This window comes from Pseudomonas putida, from assembly GCF_002906855.1.
In the GTDB taxonomy this organism is placed as follows: domain Bacteria; phylum Pseudomonadota; class Gammaproteobacteria; order Pseudomonadales; family Pseudomonadaceae; genus Aquipseudomonas; species Aquipseudomonas putida_N.
This window is the reverse complement of record NZ_MINI01000048.1, coordinates 963,963-981,431: the sequence shown is the minus strand read 5'-3', so window position 1 is coordinate 981,431 and position 17,469 is coordinate 963,963. Positions and strand designations below refer to the sequence as shown.

Sequence of the window (17,469 nt, the reverse complement as noted above, 5' to 3'; positions counted from 1 at the left end):
GGCTGACAAGGTGCGCAATTGTGTCGTCTGGTTGGGGTCTGTCGTGAGGGTTTTGGCGCCTGTGAGATCGAGCGCAACCACATCCGGCAAGCCCGGCGTCAATACTCAATTACTGGACAGACGGTCACCACGGGCAAAGCGCCAGGTGCGGATGATCTCCAGCCGGTCGAACTCGGCCAGGTCCCCGGTAAACGGCGCAAACGGTGCTGCCAGACGTACGATGCGCTGGGCCGCCTGGTCCAGCACCGGCTGCCCGGACGATTCCAGCACCAGCACCTCGTACAGCGAGCCATCGCGGTTGATCGACACCATCATCCGCAAGTTGCCGTAAATCTGCTGCCGGCGTGCCTCGTCGGGGTAGTTCAGGTTACCTACTCGCTCGACCTTCTTGCGCCACTCTTCCTTGTACCAGGCGCCCTTGTCGCGCATGGTCGAAGCCGCATTGAGGCGGTGAATCTTCGGGCGTTTGGCGTACATCTGCTGTTCGTTGGAAAGCTCTGCCTCAAGGCTGGCGATCTGGCTCGACAGTTGCGAACTGTCGAAGTCCGGCGTGGCCGCCGCCGGCTTTGGCTTGCTTTCCTTGGGCTTGGGCTCGACCTTCTGCGCTTTCGGCGCCTTGGTCGCCACTGCGGACTTCTCCGGCACTGGCGGTGGTGCTACCTCCGGCTTGGCCGCAGGCGGCGGGGTGACCTTGTTGATCTTGGTGTCCTGGAACGGCGCCACCTCGGTGGTGGTCGGCACGGCTTTCTTTTCCAGGGTACCGCTGCCTTGCTGGTTGGCCTGAGCCTGGTAATCAGCCTTCTTCGGCGCTTTCTCGCTTTTGAAGGTGGCCAGGGTGATGTCCATGGTCTGGCGGATTTCCGCCGGTTTGACCACGGTAAAGCCGACGCCAAGGATCAGCGCCAGGTGCACCAAGGCAGCCAGGAACAGGGTAAAGCCAAGCCGGTCCACCGGGCGAACGCGCGGTGGCAGCAGGTCGGAAGGGATGTCGGCAGGCAGCGTCATCAGGTATCCAGCAACCGCAGGGCGGGGCAGCAGCTCAGTCGAAAAGGACCGGCATCATACCCCACTCCGCGCATTTGCTCCGCGTCGGCGGTCAGCGCGCCTTGAGCTGGCGATCAATGGCATCCATCAGCCTGCCACCGATATCGGTGTTGTAGGCCGCGTCGATCTCGCGGATGCAGGTTGGGCTGGTGACGTTGATTTCGGTGAGGTAGTCGCCGATCACGTCGAGGCCGACGAACAGCAGGCCCTTTTCACGCAGGGTCGGGCCGACCTGGGCGGCGATCCAGCGGTCACGCTCGGTCAGTGGGCGGGCTTCGCCGCGGCCACCAGCAGCCAGGTTGCCACGGGTCTCGCCACTGGCCGGAATACGGGCCAGGCAGTAATCGACTGGCTCGCCGTCGATCATCAGGATGCGTTTGTCGCCGTCCTTGATGGCCGGCAGGTAGGCCTGCGCCATGATCTGCTGGGCACCCAGGGCGGTCAGGGTCTCGAGGATCACCGACAGATTGGGGTCGCCCACCCGGTGACGGAAGATCGACGTGCCGCCCATGCCATCCAGCGGCTTGAGAATCACGTCACCGTGCTGAGCCGCAAATTCGCGGATGATGTCCGGGCGACGGCTGACCAGAGTAGGCGGGGTGCACTGAGGGAACAGCGTGGCGAACAGTTTTTCGTTGCAGTCACGCAGGCTCTGCGGGCGGTTCACCACCAACACGCCTTCGCTCTCGGCCTGCTCCAGCAGGTAAGTGCTGTAGACGAACTCCATGTCGAACGGTGGGTCCTTGCGCATCAGGATCACGTTCAGCTCGGCCAGCGGGCTGTCCTGCTCTTCGCCCAGCTCGAACCAGTGTGCCGGGTCGGCGAACACTTTCAGCGGGCGCATGCGTGCGCGGGCCTTGCCTTCGCCCTGGTACAGGTCGCGCTGCTCCATGTAGAACAGCTCCCAGCCACGGGCCTGGGCGGCCAGCAGCATGGCCAGCGAGCTGTCCTTCTTGTAGGAGATGGACGCGATCGGGTCCATGACAATGCCGAGGCGAACGCTCATGGGGTGGTTCCTCTTGGCGGCCCGTGGCCGCGGTGAATCGAAAGAAAAGTGGCTCAGGGTGGCGCCGTGAACGCCGCGGGTCAAGGGGGTGGCAGATGGAACGGGCCTGCGGAGTGTGCTAAAAATGCCCTCAGCTTCAAGCGTCAAGCCATCCGTGGCTTGCCGCCCACACAGTGCAGCGATGGTAGCGCGACTTATGGAACAGCCCCTGAAGGTGATGGTGATCGACGATTCCCGCACGATCCGCCGCACCGCGCAGATGTTGCTCGGCGAAGCGGGCTGCGAGGTGATCACCGCCAGTGACGGCTTCGATGCCCTGGCCAAGATCATCGACCACCAGCCACAGATCATCTTCGTCGACGTGCTGATGCCCCGTCTGGACGGTTATCAGACTTGCGCGGTGATCAAGCACAACAGTGCCTTCAAGGACATCCCGGTGATTCTCCTGTCGTCTCGCGACGGCCTGTTCGACAAGGCCCGCGGCCGGGTGGTCGGCTCCGACCAGTTCCTGACCAAACCATTCAGCAAGGAAGAACTGCTCGACGCGATCAGGGCCCATGTGCCTGGTTTCGCCGCGCCCGAACAATCCTCACCCTGACCGCGCCGCGCTGGCGCGGCCTTCAATTTCCTGATGGGGAAACAGCATGGCCCGCGTTCTGATTGTCGACGACTCGCCGACAGAGATGTACAGATTGACCGAATGGCTGGAAAAACACGGTCACCAGGTGCTCAAGGCCAACAACGGTGCCGACGGCGTGGCCCTGGCCCGCCAGGAAAAGCCTGACGCGGTGCTGATGGACATCGTCATGCCCGGCATGAACGGCTTCCAGGCCACCCGCCAGCTGAGCAAGGACCCGGAAACCAGCGCCATCCCGGTGGTGGTAGTGACCACCAAGGACCAGGAAACCGACCGCATCTGGGCCACGCGCCAGGGTGCCCGTGACTTCCTGACTAAACCGGTGGAAGAGGAAGCGCTGATCGCCAAGCTCAAAGAAGTGTTGGGCGCTTGACCACCCGCCCGCAAGGCGCGTCGCTGACCGCCTTCGAGCTGTTGCTGGACATCGACCGGCGCTGCCGCCTGCTGGTGGCCGACCAGCCGCTGCAGGACACCCGCCTGCAGCAATGGAGCGGCATCGGCTTTCGCATTGCCGGGCAGTGGTTCGTCGCGCCCATGGGCGAGGTCGCCGAGGTGCTGCGCGAGCCGCGCAGCAGCCGCGTGCCTGGCGTGCAGCCGTGGGTGTGCGGCGTGGCCAACCTGCGCGGCCGGCTGCTGCCGGTGATGGACCTGAGCAGTTTCTTCGGCCTTGGCCCTGCTGCGCCAGGCAAGCAGCGGCGGGTGCTGGTGCTGGACCACGAAGACCTGTTCGTCGGCCTGTTGGTCGACGAGGTGCTGGGCTTGCAGCATTTCGCCCTGAGCAGCCTGGAGCTGTCGCCACCGCAACCGCTGCTGCGAGCTGCTACCCGCTTCGTGCAGGGGCACTTCCCGCGTGAACGCAACTGGGCGATCTTCAGCCCCTTCGCCCTGGCCCAGGCGCCGGGTTTTCTTGACGTGGCGCTATAGGATTTTCAAACGTGAACAAGCCGGCCACACCCGTCGCCCCCGCCAGCATGACCCCACGCACGCGCAGCATCGTGCAGATCACCGTGCTGTTCGTGATCCTGATCCTGTCGATCATCCTGTTGTTCGCCAACTTCGCTTACCTCAATACTCAGGCCAATCACGACAAGCAGTACATCGGCCACGCCGGTGAGCTGCGGGTGTTGTCCCAGCGCATCGCCAAGAACGCCACCGAGGCCGCGGCAGGCAAGGCCCTGGCGTTCAAGCTGCTGTCGGATGCGCGCAACGATTTCGAGCGGCGCTGGGGCTACCTGCGCGAAGGCGACAAGTCCACCGGCCTGCCTGCGGCGCCGGCCGCAGTCCGCGATGAAATGGAGGCGGTGCGCCAGGACTGGGAAAACCTGCGCAAGAACACCGACACCATCCTGGCCAGCGAACAGACCGTGCTGTCGTTGCATCAAGTGGCGGCGACCCTCGCCGAAACCGTGCCGCAGCTGCAGGTCGAATACGAGAAGGTGGTCGAGATCCTGTTGCAAAGCGGTGCACCGGCCAACCAGGTGGTCGTCGCCCAGCGCCAGCTGCTGCTGGCCGAGCGCATTCTCGGTTCGGTCAACACCGTTCTGGCCGGCGACGACGCGGCGGCGCAGGCCGCCGATACCTTTGGCCGCGATGCCAGCCGCTTCGGCCAGGTGCTCGAGGGCATGCTGGGCGGCAACCCGGCCATCCAGGTGACCCGCGTCGAGGACGCTGATGCCCGCGCGCGCCTGGCGGAAATCGCCGAGTTGTTCCAGTTCGTGGCCGGTTCGGTCGATGAAATCCTCGAAACATCGCCCGAGCTGTTCCGCGTGCGCGAAGCGGCCGGCAACATCTTCAGCCTGTCGCAGACGCTGCTGGATGAGGCCTCGCACCTGGCCAACGGGTTCGAGAACCTGGCCAGCGGCCGCACCCTGGATACCGTCGGCGGTTATGCGCTGGGCCTGCTGGCGCTGGCTTCGATCATCCTGATCGGCCTGGTGATGGTCCGCACCACTCACCGCCAGTTGCATGAAACCGCCGAAAAGAACGAACGCAACCAGCAGGCGATCATGCGCCTGCTCGATGAAATCGAAGAGCTGGCCGACGGCGACCTGACCGTCACTGTGTCGGTGACCGAAGACTTCACCGGCGCCATCGCCGACTCGATCAACTACTCGGTCGACCAGCTGCGCGACCTGGTGGCCACCATCAACCACAGCGCCGAGCAGGTCGCCGCTGCCGTGCAAGACACGCAGAACACCGCGCGCCAGCTGGCCAAGGCCTCGGAGCACCAGGCCGAACAGATCAGCGAGGCGTCCGAAGCAGTCGGCGACATGGTCGAATCAATCGACCGGGTTTCCGCCCACGCCTATGAGTCAGCCAAGGTCGCCGAGCGCTCGGTGGCGATCGCCAACAAGGGCAACGAGGTGGTGCACAACACCATCAACGGCATGGACAACATCCGCGAGCAGATCCAGGACACCGCCAAGCGGATCAAGCGCCTGGGCGAGTCTTCCCAGGAAATCGGCGACATCGTCAGCCTGATCGACGACATTGCCGACCAGACCAACATCCTGGCCCTCAATGCGGCAATTCAGGCCTCGCTGGCGGGTGAGGCCGGCCGCGGTTTCGCTGTGGTCGCCGACGAGGTGCAGCGCCTGGCCGAGCGCTCGTCCTCGGCGACCCGGCAGATCGAAGCGCTGGTGCGGACCATCCAGGCGGACACCAACGAGGCGGTGATCTCCATGGAGCAGACCACCGCCGAGGTGGTGCGCGGTGCGCGCCTGGCCCAGGATGCCGGCGTGGCGCTGGCCGAGATCGAGGGCGTATCGCAGAACCTCGCCGAACTTATCCACAGCATCTCCGATGCAGCCCAGTTGCAGACTTCTTCGGCGGGGCAGATTTCCCACACCATGGCGGTGATCCAGCAGATCACCGCGCAGACCTCCGCCGGTTCCGGCGCCACCGCCGACAGCATCCGCCACCTGGCGCGGATGGCCAGCGAGATGCGCCGCTCGGTCTCCGGTTTCACCCTGCCGGCTCCCGCCGAGCGAAGCTGAGGAAAATTCATGGCTTCTGCCGTCGTAAGCCCCGAGCGCCACGATACCGTGGCCCTGGCCTGGACCCGGGCCGCCATCCTCGATTGCCTGAGCCAGGCCCGTCAGGCCCTGGAGCGCTTTGCCGGCGAGACCGACGACTTGTCGATGCTGGCGTTCGTTGTGGATAACCTGCATCAGGTGCATGGCTGCCTGCGCATGCTCGAACTGCGCGGCGCCACACGCCTGGCCGAAGAACTTGAGCTGCTGGCCAAGGCCCTGGCCGAGGGCCAGGTGAGCCCCCGCGGTGACTGCCTGGGGCCGTTGTTCCGTGGCTTGGAGCAACTGCCGTCGTATCTGGAAAGGTTGCGTGGTGCACGCCATGACCTGCCACTGGTGATGCTGCCGCTGCTCAACCAGCTGCGTGCCTGCCGTGGCGTCGAGCCCCTGGCCCAGGCCAGCCTGATCAGCGGCGCCGCGCAGCGCTTTGCCGGTTCCGATGACCTGGCCAACCTCGACTTGTCGCTGGGCAACTGGCGGGAACAGATGCAGGCCGGGCCGGGGCGTGATGCCCTGCGTTCTGTGGTCAGCGCCCTGTGCGACGACCTGATGCGGATCAAGGAGCGTCTGGACCAGTTCGTGCGCGGCGACCGCCAGCACAGTGAGGAGCTGGAGGCGCTGCTCGCGCCATTGCGCCATGTTGCCGACACCCTTGCAGTGCTGGGCTTCCAGCAACCTCGCCGGGTGATCATCGACCAAGTGCTGGCGCTGCAGGCATTGGCCCAGGGTGAGCGCACGGCGGACGACGCGGTCTTGATGGATGTGGCCGGCGCCCTGCTGTATGTGGAGGCCACGCTCAACGGCATGGTCCTGCCACTGGAGGAGGGCGGGCAGGGCGGCCTGCCCGGTTCTGACCTGGCCGAGATTCGCCAGTTGGTGCTGCAGGAATCATTGTCTGTGCTGCAGCAGGCCAAGGACCTGATTGGAGATTGCCTGGAGTCCGGCTGGCCGCGCCAGCGCCTGCAGCCACTGCCGGGGCTGCTGCAGCAAGTGCGCGGCGCGTTGGCGATGCTGATGCTGCCAGCCGCTGCCGAAGTGTTTGCCGGCTGCGCAGGCTATGTACAGGGCTGGTTGCAGCACCTGGAAGTGGAGCCGCCAGCGGACGAACTGAGCCATCTGGCCGACTCCCTCTGTGCCGTCGAGTGCTACTTGCAATGGCGCGTCGCCGACCCGTTGGCCGATGCTCAACCGTTTCTCGACATGGCCCGTGCCAGCCTGACGAAGCTCGGTGTGCAGTGTACCCATGCGGACCCGTCCCAGGCGCAGGATGGCAGCGATGGCATCGATGATGAATTGCGTGAGGTGTTCCTCGAAGAGGCCGGCGAGTTGCTGCCGGAAATCGAGCGCCACTGGCTGCGCTGGCGCGCCGACAACAGCCTGCGCGACGCCCTGATCGAAGTGCGCCGCGACCTGCATACGCTCAAGGGCAGCGGGCGCATGGTGCATGCCGAGGCGGTGGCCGAGCTGGCCTGGGGCGCTGAGCACCTGCTCAACCGGGTGCTGGAGGGGCGTATCGCCCTGACCCCGGAGGGCGCGGTGGCGTTGCAGCAGGTATTCGTCCATCTGCCGGATCTGCTGGCTGACTTTGCCGCTGGCCAGTTGCCGCAATTGACCGAGATCGAACAACTGGCGAGCCACCTGCACGCCCTGGCCGAGAACGACACTCCGGTCAGCGCCGATATCGATGGCCTGGACCCGCAGTTGCTGGATATCTTCCGCAACGAAGCACAAGGCCACCTGGCCAGCCTGGAAGGCTTTCTGCATGGCGCCGACGGCCAGGGCAGCGAAGTCAGCGACAGCCTGCAGCGCGCCTTGCACACCCTCAAGGGCAGCGCAGCCATGGCCGGGGTCATGCCGATTGCCGAGCTGGCCACTGCCTTCGACCGCCTGGTGCGCGAGTACCGGGGGCACCAGCTGACGTTGCAGGCGGCGGAGATGCAATGGCTGCAAACCGCCCATGGCCTGTTCCTGCAGGGCTTGGCGCAGTTGGGCAGTACACCGTTGGCCGCCATCCCGGGCGCGGCCCAGCTGATCGAGCAGGTTGGCGAGGCGGTTGATCTGCGCCTGGCCAGCCTGCATGCCGAGCCTCAGCACACCCGCCATGGCAAGCGTGACCCGCAGCTGATCGCCAGTTTCCTGGCCCAGGCCATGGATATCCTGCTGGATGCCGAGTCGCTGCTGTCACGTTGGCAACAGCAGCCCGGTCAGCGCGAGCCTCTGGATACCTTGCTCGACGAGCTGACCAGCCTTGGCCACGCTGCGCACCTGGCCGACCTGTGGCAGATGGATGCCGTCTGCGAAGCGCTGCTCGACCTCTACGGCGCCGTGGAAGAGGGCAGCCTGGGCGCCAGCCCGCGCTTCTTCAGCGTTGCCCAGCAAGCCCATGAAGCCCTGTTGGACATGCTCGACGAAGTGGCTGCCGAGCAGGAAATCAGCCCCCGGCCTGACAGCGTCGACGCCCTGCGCGAACTGTTGGATGGCGCGCTGGCTCCGGAGGCCACCGGCCTGGTAAGCCCTGATGCGGTAATGCCGCTACCTGGTGCGTTGGAGCACGATGACGAGCCCGACAGCCCAGGCGACAAGGAATTGCTGGAAGTCTTCCTCGAAGAAAGCTCGGACATCGTCGAAAGCGCCGCCGCCGCCCTGGCGCGCTGGCAGGCCGACCCGCGCAGCAGCGTCGAGGTGGAGAACCTGTTGCGTGACCTGCATACCCTCAAGGGCGGTGCGCGCATGGTCGAGATCAGCGCCATCGGCGACCTGGCCCATGAACTGGAATTCCTCTACGAACTGCTCGCCGCGGGCCGCCTGCCGCCGAGCGGGCCGCTGTTCGCGCTGCTGCAGAACTGCCATGACCGCCTGGCGCACATGCTCGACGCCGTGCGCCTGGGCCAGCCGTTGCATGCCGCCACTGCGCTGATCGACTACATCCGCAACTTCAGCAGCGCCGCGCTGACCGACAGCGCAGCCGGCCAAGCCCAGGCCGACGCCGCGCCCTCCGAAGTACCGGCTACGGCACCGGAGCGGGCGGCTGGCGACATGGTCAAGGTCGATGCCGAGCTACTCGACGACCTGGGTAACCTGGCCGGTGAGCATTCGATCATTCGTGGCCGTATCGAACAGCAGGTCAACGACGCCCAGTTCGCCCTCAACGAGATGGAAACCACCCTGGAGCGCATGCGCGACCAGCTGCTGCGCCTGGACATCGAGACCCAGGGGCGGATCAGCAGCCGGCAGGCGTTCGAGGGGGATGCCTACGAAGACTTCGATCCGCTGGAGATGGACCGTCATTCGCAGCTCCAGCAGCTGTCGCGGGCACTGTTCGAGTCGGCCTCCGACCTGCTCGACCTCAAGGAAACCCTCACCCAGCGCGCCCAGGAAGCCTACAGCCTGCTGCAGCAACAGGCGCGGGTGAACAGCCAACTGCAGGAGGGCCTGACTGCGACCCTGATGGTGCCGTTCGAGCGCCTGGTACCGCGCTTGCAGCGGGTGGTGCGTCAGGTGGCCAGCGAGCTGGGCAAGCAGGTCGAGCTGGTGGTCGGCAACGCCGAGGGCGAACTGGACCGCAGCGTGCTCGAACGCATGGTCGCGCCTTTGGAGCACATGCTGCGCAATGCCGTCGACCATGGCCTGGAAGCACGTGAGGTACGCCTGGCCGCAGGCAAGCCGGAGCAGGGCACCATTCACCTGAACTTGCTGCATGAGGGCGCCGACATCGTCATCGAGATGACCGATGACGGCGCCGGTGTGCCGCTGGAAGCGGTACGGCGCAAGGCGATCAAGCGCGGCCTGCTGGACCCGCAGGCACAACTGAGCGACCACGAGATCCTGCAGTTCATCCTGCGCCCAGGCTTTTCCACGGCAGAGAAGATCACCCAGATTTCCGGGCGCGGCCTGGGCATGGACGTGGTGCACGAAGAGGTCAAGCAGCTGGGCGGTTCGATGACCATCGAGTCGGCCTTGGGCAAGGGCGCGCGCTTCCTGATCCGCCTGCCGTTCACCGTGTCGATCAATCGGGCCTTGATGGTGCACCTGGGCGAGGAGCAGTACGCCATTCCGCTCAACACCATCGAGGGCATCGTGCGCGTGCCACCTGCCGAGCTGGCCGCCTGTTACCAGCTGGATGCCCCGCGTTATGTGTATGGCGGCCACGAGTACGCCTTGCGTTACTTGGGGGAACTGCTGCAGGGGCTGCCGCGCCCGGTGCTGTTGGGGCAAAGCGTGCCATTGCCGGTGTTGCTGCTGCACTCCCAGGAGCAGTCGTTCGCCATCCAGGTAGACAGCCTGTCGCCGAGCCGCGAGATCGTGGTGAAGAGCCTTGGCCCGCAGTTCGCCGCCGTGGCGGGCTTGTCGGGTGCGACCTTGCTCGGTGATGGCCGGGTGGTGCTGATCCTCGACCTGCTGGGCCAGCTGCGCGGCCAGCAGCGGCGGTTGGCGCGTCTGCCCGGTGGCAGCGGGGTGCAGCGGACCCTGTTCGGCCCGGCACCGCGGCGGGCCACGCTGGTAATGGTAGTGGACGACTCGGTCACCGTGCGCAAGGTCACCAGCCGCCTGCTGGAACGCCATGGCATGAGTGTGATGACGGCTAAGGACGGGGTCGATGCCATGGCCCTGCTGGAAGAGCACCGCCCTGACGTGCTGTTGCTGGACATCGAGATGCCGCGCATGGATGGCTTCGAAGTGGCCACCCGCATTCGCCGCGACGAGCGTCTGAAAGACCTGCCAATCATCATGATCACATCGCGCACCGGGCAGAAGCACCGCGACCGTGCCATGGCCATTGGCGTCAACGATTACCTGGGCAAACCCTATCAGGAGTCGGTACTGCTGCAGAGCATCGCCCATTGGAGCCAGACCCATGCTTGAACTGATTGCAGGGCAGCGCAGCAGCCTGACCGGCCTGTTGCTGCCGCTGGGTGACCGCACCCTGGTGTTGCCCAACGTCGCCGTGGTCGAACTGATCGGCCAGCGCAACCTGGTGTGTGAACCCGGCGATCCGCCCTGGCACCTGGGGTGGATCGACTGGCGGCAGCAGCATCTGCCGTTGATCGGTTTCGAGGCAGCCTGTGGTGGTGAGACACCGTGTGGCGAGCGGGCGCGGATCGTGGTGCTGAATGCGCTGGGGGATACCGGTTTGCGTTACCTGGCAGTGCTGCTGCAGGACATTCCACGCTCGTGCAAGCTGGACAGCCAGCTCAATTATGTGGATGTGCCGCTGGGCAGCCTGGAGCTGGCCGCCGTACAGGTGGGCGAACAGGTGGCGCGGGTGCCGGACCTGGCCGGCCTGGAAAGATTGGTGCGTGACGCTGAACTGCAACCTGCCCTTGGCTAGGATGAGGCAGGAATGGAAGCTGTAATGAACCCAGTCCGCTTCGGGAGGTCTGTGTTTGCATGTACTACGGTGAACGCTTCAATGCCTGGACCCACCTGGTCGGTGCCGTCCTGGCCTGTATTGGTGCCATCTGGCTGATCGTCGTCGCGGGCCTGCAGGGCGACCCCTGGAAGATCGTCAGTTTCTCCATCTACGGCAGCACCTTGCTGTTGCTCTACAGCATTTCCACCCTTTACCACAGCACCCGCGGGCGGGCGAAGGTGATCATGCGCAAGCTCGATCACCTGTCGATCTACCTGTTGATCGCCGGCAGCTACACCCCATTCTGCCTGGTCAGCCTGCGCGGGCCCTGGGGCTGGAGCCTGTTCGGCGTGGTCTGGGGGCTGGCGGTGATCGGCATGCTGCAGGAGATCAAGCCGCGCTCGGAAGCGCGTATCCTGTCGATCATCATCTATGCGGTGATGGGCTGGATCGTACTGGTGGCGGTCAAGCCACTGTTGAACAGCCTTGGCACCGCCGGTTTCACCTGGTTGGCGGCCGGCGGCGTGTTCTACACCGTGGGCATCATCTTCTTCGCCTTCGACAGCCGTTTCCGCCACTGGCACGGCATCTGGCACCTGTTCGTGATTGCCGGCAGCCTGATGCACTTCGTGGCGGTGTCGCTGTACGTGCGTTAGCTTTTTGTTTACGAAAAATCACCCCACAACTGCTGCGCTACCGACAGCGCCACCACCGGCGCTGTCTCGGTACGCAATACCCGCGGCCCGAGGCGTGCGGCATGGAAGCCCGCAGCCTTGGCCTGTTCGACTTCTGCCTCGCTCAGGCCACCTTCCGGGCCGATCAGGAAGGCCAGCGTTGCCGGCTTGTCATGGCTGGTCAGTGGCTCGGCGACCGGATGCAGGACCAGTTTGAGGTCGGCTTCGGTGCTCTTGAGCCATTCGGCCAGGGTCACCGGTGGATGAATGACCGGCAGGGTCGAGCGGCCGCATTGTTCACAGGCGCTGATCGCCACCTGGCGCCAGTGGGCCAGGCGCTTGTCGGCACGCTCGTCCTTCAGGCGCACTTCACAGCGTTCACTGACGACCGGGGTGATTGCGTTGGCGCCAAGCTCGGTGGCCTTCTGGATCGCCCAATCCATGCGTTCGCCGCGGGACAGGCCCTGGCCGAGGTGGACGTGAAGCGGTGAGTCGGGCTGACCGGCGAGGGCCTGGTCGAGGCTGACGCGTACCACCTTCTTGCCGACTTCGAGCAGTTGGCCGAGGTATTCCTGGCCACTGCCATCGAACAGTTGCACGGCGTCGCCAGGGGCCATGCGCAGAACGCGGCCGATGTAATGGGCCTGGGCTTCGGGCAGGTCGTGCTCGCCAAGGCTCAGGGGGGCGTCGATGAAGAAGCGGGACAGTCTCATGGTTCAGCTCGGACGGAGTAGGATCACATGGCGGCGGTGGGCTTGCAGGTTTACTAGCCCGGGTCGCGGAAGTCGGGGTGGAAGTTGGCCGGCACGGCGACGCTGACGCTGTCGCGAGTGGCAATGTCGATGCCTTCGCTGGCCACTTCGGCGAGGAAGTCGATCTGCTCCGGGGTAATCACGTACGGCGGCAGGAAGTACACCACGCTGCCCAAGGGGCGCAGCAGGGCGCCGCGGGTCAGGGCGTGCTTGAACACTTTCAGGCCACGACGCTCCTGCCACGGATAGGCAGCCTTGGTCGCCTTGTCCTGGACCATCTCGATGGCCAGGGCCATGCCGGTCTGGCGGATCTCGGCGACGTGGGCGTGATCGGCCAGGTGCGCGGTGGCGCTGGCCATGCGCGTGGCCAGGGCCTTGTTGGCCTCGATCACATTGTCCTGCTCGAAGATGTCCAGCGTCGCCAGAGCCGCGGCGCAGGCCAGCGGGTTGCCGGTGTAGCTATGCGAGTGAAGGAACGCGCGCAGGGTCGGGTAATCGTCGTAGAAGGCCTGGTACACCTTGTCGGTGGTCAGGCAGGCGGCCAGCGGCAGGTAGCCACCGGTCAGCGCCTTGGACAGGCACAGGAAGTCCGGGCGGATGCCGGCTTGCTCGCAGGCGAACATGGTGCCGGTGCGGCCGAAACCGACGGCGATCTCGTCGTGGATCAGGTGCACGTCATAACGGTCGCAGGCTTCGCGCAGCAGCTTGAGGTACACCGGGTGGTACATGCGCATACCACCGGCGCCCTGGATCAGCGGCTCGATGATCACCGCCGAGATTGTCTCGTGGTGTTCGGCCAGGGTCTGCTCCATGGCGGCGAACATGTTCCGCGAGTGTTCTTCCCAGCCCATGCCCTCGGGGCGCAGGTAGCAGTCGGGGCTTGGCACCTTGAGGGTGTCGAGCAGCAGTGCCTTGTAGGTTTCCGTGAACAATGGCACGTCGCCGACCGACATCGCGGCGATGGTCTCGCCGTGGTAGCTGTTGGTCAGGGTCACGAAGCGCTTTTTTGCCGGTTTGCCGATGTTCTGCCAATAGTGGAAGCTCATCTTCAGCGCTACTTCGATACACGACGAACCATTGTCGGCATAGAACACTCGGTCGAGCCCGGCGGGGGTCATGGCCACCAGGCGCTCGGACAGCTCGATCACCGGCTGGTGGCTGAAGCCAGCGAGGATCACGTGTTCCAGCTGATCGACCTGATCCTTGATGCGCTGGTTGATACGCGGGTTGGCGTGGCCGAACACGTTGACCCACCAGCTGCTCACGGCATCCAGGTAGCGTTTGCCGTCGAAGTCCTCCAGCCACACGCCTTCGCCGCGCCGGATCGGGATCAGTGGCAGTTGCTCGTGGTCTTTCATCTGGGTGCAGGGGTGCCATAGGACCTTGAGGTCGCGCTGCATCCACTGATCGTTGAGGCCCATGGGCACTTCTCCTGGCTTTACTGCCTGCTTTGACCGCGTAAGCCTAAGCAAAGCGAGGGGGCAGGACAACCGCTAGTAGTCAATGGCACCTGGTGCGGGTCCATTCCAGGCGGCGAATGTGCTTTCTACCTGTGCGAAATGCTCCTCATAGGTCATGGTGCAGCTCCTTTTGTCGGTTTTTTTTAGCCACCTTCGCCAGCTTCATCTAGTGGCCAGAGGCCTGACTACTGACAAAAATGCCAGTTGCCAAAGGCACTTGATATCGCTGTGCTGGCAGGGTCCAGATACCTGACGTATTCTTAGCGCATCGACTCTCGGGGCATTCCCGCCTCTTCCCATCCCTGCTTTTTCAACTCGGAGTTCGCCGACATGGCTGCTGCTTGGGTGCGCCTGTGCGCGTTGGTATTGATCGGTGTGTCCAGCGGCGCCGCGCTGGCAAAGGACAAGACACCCTCGGCAATCGTGGTGGGTGGCGGCCTGGCAGGCCTGACCGCGGCCTATGAGCTGCAGAACAAGGGTTGGCAGGTCACCCTGCTGGAGGCCAAATCAGGCATGGGCGGCCGTTCGGGCCTGGCCACCAGCGAGTGGATCGGTAACGCCAAGTCCCAGCCGGTACTGAACCAGTACCTTGACCGTTTCAAGCTTGAAACACTGCCCGCGCCGGAGTTCGTGCGTACCCCGGGTTACCTGATCGACGGTGAGTACTTCAGCGGCACCGACCTGGCCACCAAGCAACCGGCCACCGCCGAGGCGCTCAAGCGCTACGAGAAGACCCTCGACGACCTGGCCCGTTCGATCGACGACCCGCTCAACCCGCAGGCGAACAGCACCCTGTTCGCCCTCGACCAGATGAACGTGTCCACCTGGCTCGACAAACTGCAGTTGCCGACCACTGCGCGTCAGCTGATCAACCAGCAGATCCGCACCCGCTATGACGAGCCATCGCGCCTGTCGCTGCTCTACTTCGCCCAGCAGAACCGCGTCTACCGCGGCGTCAGTGATCGCGACCTGCGTGCCGCGCGCCTGCCTGGCGGCAGCCCGGTGCTGGCCCAGGCATTCGTCAAGCAGCTGAAGACCATCAAGACCAGCTCGCCGGTCACGGCGATCGTACAGGACAAGGATGGCGTTACGGTCAAGGTCGGCAGCACGGACTACAAGGCCGATTACCTGGTGTTGGCGGTGCCGCTGCGAGCGCTGGCCAAGATCCAGATCACCCCAGGTCTGGACACTCAACATGTGGCAGCGCTCCGAGGCACCAACTACGGCTGGCGCGACCAGCTGATGCTCAAGTTCAAGCAGCCGGTCTGGGAAAGCCGCTCGCGCATGTCGGGTGAAATCTTCAGCAATGCCGGTCTCGGCATGCTGTGGATCGAGCCGGCGCTCAAGGGCGGTGCCAACGTGGTGATCAACCTCTCGGGCGACAATGCGCGACTGCTGCAGGCCTTTGGCGACAAGCAGATGGTCGACCAGGTGCTGATCCGCCTGCATGCGTTCTATCCACAAGCCCGTGGCGCGTTCACCGGTTATGAGGTCAAGCGTTACAGTGTCGACGCCGGTACCGGTGGTGCGTACCTGGCTTACGGCCCGGGGCAGATCAGCAAGTACTGGCGCCTGTGGGAGCGCCCGGTGCAGCGCATCACCTTCGCTGGCGAGCACACCGATGCGCTTTACCCAGGCACCCTCGAAGGCGCCCTGCGCAGCGGCCAGCGTGCTGCCAGCCAGGTGCAGGACTTGCTGGCCGGCAAGTCGTTCGACCCGGCCAAGGCTGCGACCGTCGCGGCAGCGGCAACAGCGGGTGCCGCAGTGGCGAAAAAGGACAGCGGCGGCTTCTTCTCGCGGCTGTTCGGTAGTTCGGACAAGCCTGAGGTGAAGGCTGCGCCGGTTGCCAAGGGCGAGGAAATTGCACCGGCGCCTGCACCTGCTCCAGCCGCGGCCCCTGCTGCCCCTGCAGCTGCAGAAGTCGCCAAGGAAGAACCGGCCAAGCCCGCTGCGACCAAGGCAGCTCCGGCCAAGCATGCGCCGGCGCACAAACCTGCGGCGAAACAGGCGAAAAAGGCGGTCGAGCCGAAGAAGGCCACAGTCAAATCCGAGCCAGTGAAGAAGCCGGTGGACAATACCCAGGCCAAGGCAAACTGATCCCTGTGCTGGCCTCTTCGCGGTCTTACCCCTGAAGAGGCTGGAAACCCTTAACTCTCCGACTATTGTTAATGTTTCCTTAATAGGAAACTCACACACTAATCATCGTATTTTTCGATAATCCAAAGCAGTTTTTTAAGCTTTTATTCGATACGTTACGCGTTAGTCTGTGCACAGCTTTCACGGGGAATCACGTCATCATGCAACTGCGCAATTCACCTTCTCGCTATGGCGTGGTCAGCATCGTCCTGCACTGGGGCGTTGCACTGGCAGTCTTCGGCCTGTTCGGCCTGGGCCTGTGGATGGTCGGTCTCGACTACTACGACCCTTGGCGCAAGGCCGGCCCTGACCTGCACAAAAGTATCGGCCTGGTGTTGCTGGCGGTGATGCTGCTGCGTGTGGTCTGGCGTTTCATCACCCCGCCACCGCCGGCACCGGCCAACCATGGGGCATTCACCCGCATGGCGGCCAAGCTGGGGCATCTGGCGCTGTACCTGGGGCTGTTTGCCGTCATGATCGCCGGTTACCTGATTTCCACTGCCGACGGCGTCGGTATTCCAGTGTTCGGCCTGTTCGACGTGCCGGCGCTGATCAGCGACCTGCCTGACCAGGCGGACGTGGCCGGCGTGATTCATCTGTGGCTGGCATGGGGCCTGGTGATCTTCGCCGTGCTGCATGCCCTGGCCGCCCTGAAACACCATTTCATCGACCGTGACGCGACCCTGACTCGCATGCTGGGCCGCAAAGCTTGACTCTCAACCTCAATTGCATAGGAAGGAAGTAAGGATGTTGAAAAAGACTTTTGCCGCTCTGGCGCTCGGTACCGCTCTGTTCTCCGCCGGCCAGGCCATGGCTGCCGAGTACAAGATCGACAAGGAAGGCCAGCACGCGTTCGTCGACTGGAAGATCAGCCACCTGGGCTACAGCTTCATCCACGGCACCTTCAAGGACTTCGATGGTAAATTCACTTGGGATAGCGCCAAGCCTGAGGCCAGCAAGATCGAAGTCGATGTCAAAACCGCCAGCCTGTGGTCAAACCATGCGGAGCGTGACAAGCACATTGCGAGCAAGGACTTCCTGGAGGTAAGCAAGTTCGCCGACGCCAAATTCGTCTCCACCGCCGTCAAGTCGACCGGTGAAAAGACTGCCGACGTGACTGGTGACCTGACCATGCACGGTGTGACCAAGCCAGTCACCTTCAAGGCCACCTTCAATGGTGAGGGCAAGGACCCGTGGGGCGGCGAGCGCGCTGGCTTCAACGCTACCACCACTCTGAACCTGAACGACTTTGGCATCAAAGGCCCAGGCCCGACTTCGCAGACCGTCGATCTGGATATCAGTCTCGAAGGCGTGAAGCAGAAGTAAGCCGCTTCAGGCAAAAAAACGCCGCCCATTGGGCGGCGTTTTTTTATGCCTG

General features: G+C 64.3%; 14 protein-coding genes. 10 read left to right on the top strand and 4 right to left on the bottom strand.

From position 1 onward, the window contains the following. Positions 1-105: 105 nt before the first annotated feature. Entirely contained in the window at positions 106-1,005 is a 900-nt protein-coding gene (locus tag BGP85_RS27260) for an energy transducer TonB (RefSeq protein WP_103445987.1), read from the bottom strand. A gap of 91 nt (positions 1,006-1,096) precedes the next feature. After that, on the bottom strand, positions 1,097-2,050 hold the full coding sequence (gshB, locus tag BGP85_RS27255) for a glutathione synthase (RefSeq protein ID WP_103445986.1): 954 nt from the start codon (positions 2,048-2,050) through the stop codon (positions 1,097-1,099). A gap of 196 nt (positions 2,051-2,246) precedes the next feature. Here gshB and BGP85_RS27250 point away from each other — a divergent pair, with 196 nt between their 5' ends. From BGP85_RS27250 to trhA, 7 genes are read left to right on the top strand one after another with little or no spacing between them, the layout of a single operon-like run. Next, positions 2,247-2,648, top strand: coding sequence for a response regulator (locus tag BGP85_RS27250; RefSeq protein ID WP_103445985.1), 402 nt, complete (start codon positions 2,247-2,249; stop codon positions 2,646-2,648). Between the two features lie 46 nt (positions 2,649-2,694). Further along, positions 2,695-3,060: a twitching motility response regulator PilH gene (gene pilH / locus BGP85_RS27245; protein WP_103445984.1), complete on the top strand. Its 366-nt coding sequence runs from the start codon at positions 2,695-2,697 to the stop codon at positions 3,058-3,060. Then, positions 3,057-3,611 (top strand): chemotaxis protein CheW, encoded by a 555-nt coding sequence (locus tag BGP85_RS27240; protein WP_103445983.1) that lies wholly within the window; start codon positions 3,057-3,059, stop codon positions 3,609-3,611. Before pilH ends, BGP85_RS27240 begins: the two co-directional genes overlap by 4 nt. Before the next feature lie 47 nt (positions 3,612-3,658). Next, the gene (locus tag BGP85_RS27235) at positions 3,659-5,683 is read left to right on the top strand and encodes a methyl-accepting chemotaxis protein (protein WP_258035836.1); all 2,025 of its coding nucleotides are present in this window, start codon (positions 3,659-3,661) and stop codon (positions 5,681-5,683) included. A 9-nt stretch (positions 5,684-5,692) separates the two neighbouring features. Then, entirely contained in the window at positions 5,693-10,582 is a 4,890-nt protein-coding gene (locus BGP85_RS27230) for a hybrid sensor histidine kinase/response regulator (RefSeq protein ID WP_103445981.1), read from the top strand. Further along, complete coding sequence (locus tag BGP85_RS27225; RefSeq protein WP_103445980.1) at positions 10,575-11,048, top strand: chemotaxis protein CheW; 474 nt, start codon at positions 10,575-10,577, stop codon at positions 11,046-11,048. Before BGP85_RS27230 ends, BGP85_RS27225 begins: the two co-directional genes overlap by 8 nt. A gap of 59 nt (positions 11,049-11,107) precedes the next feature. After that, positions 11,108-11,725 (top strand): PAQR family membrane homeostasis protein TrhA, encoded by a 618-nt coding sequence (trhA, locus tag BGP85_RS27220; protein ID WP_085676688.1) that lies wholly within the window; start codon positions 11,108-11,110, stop codon positions 11,723-11,725. Positions 11,726-11,733: 8 nt separating this feature from the next. On the opposite strand, the gene BGP85_RS27215 is transcribed toward trhA, so the two are convergent. Both BGP85_RS27215 and BGP85_RS27210 read right to left on the bottom strand, forming a co-directional pair. Beyond that, the gene (locus BGP85_RS27215; RefSeq protein ID WP_103445979.1) at positions 11,734-12,456 is read right to left on the bottom strand and encodes a 16S rRNA (uracil(1498)-N(3))-methyltransferase; all 723 of its coding nucleotides are present in this window, start codon (positions 12,454-12,456) and stop codon (positions 11,734-11,736) included. Positions 12,457-12,509: 53 nt separating this feature from the next. Further along, complete coding sequence (locus tag BGP85_RS27210) at positions 12,510-13,916, bottom strand: adenosylmethionine--8-amino-7-oxononanoate transaminase (protein ID WP_103445978.1); 1,407 nt, start codon at positions 13,914-13,916, stop codon at positions 12,510-12,512. 369 nt (positions 13,917-14,285) lie between these two features. Between BGP85_RS27210 and BGP85_RS27205 the strand changes: the two genes are divergently transcribed. The 3 genes from BGP85_RS27205 (at position 14,286) to BGP85_RS27195 (ending at position 17,417) form a co-directional block, all read left to right on the top strand. Further along, positions 14,286-16,052 (top strand): flavin monoamine oxidase family protein, encoded by a 1,767-nt coding sequence (locus BGP85_RS27205; RefSeq protein ID WP_103445977.1) that lies wholly within the window; start codon positions 14,286-14,288, stop codon positions 16,050-16,052. Positions 16,053-16,252: 200 nt separating this feature from the next. Then, entirely contained in the window at positions 16,253-16,804 is a 552-nt protein-coding gene (locus BGP85_RS27200) for a cytochrome b (RefSeq protein WP_103445976.1), read from the top strand. A gap of 34 nt (positions 16,805-16,838) precedes the next feature. Continuing rightward, positions 16,839-17,417, top strand: coding sequence for a YceI family protein (locus tag BGP85_RS27195; RefSeq protein ID WP_103445975.1), 579 nt, complete (start codon positions 16,839-16,841; stop codon positions 17,415-17,417). Positions 17,418-17,469: the final 52 nt, after the last annotated feature.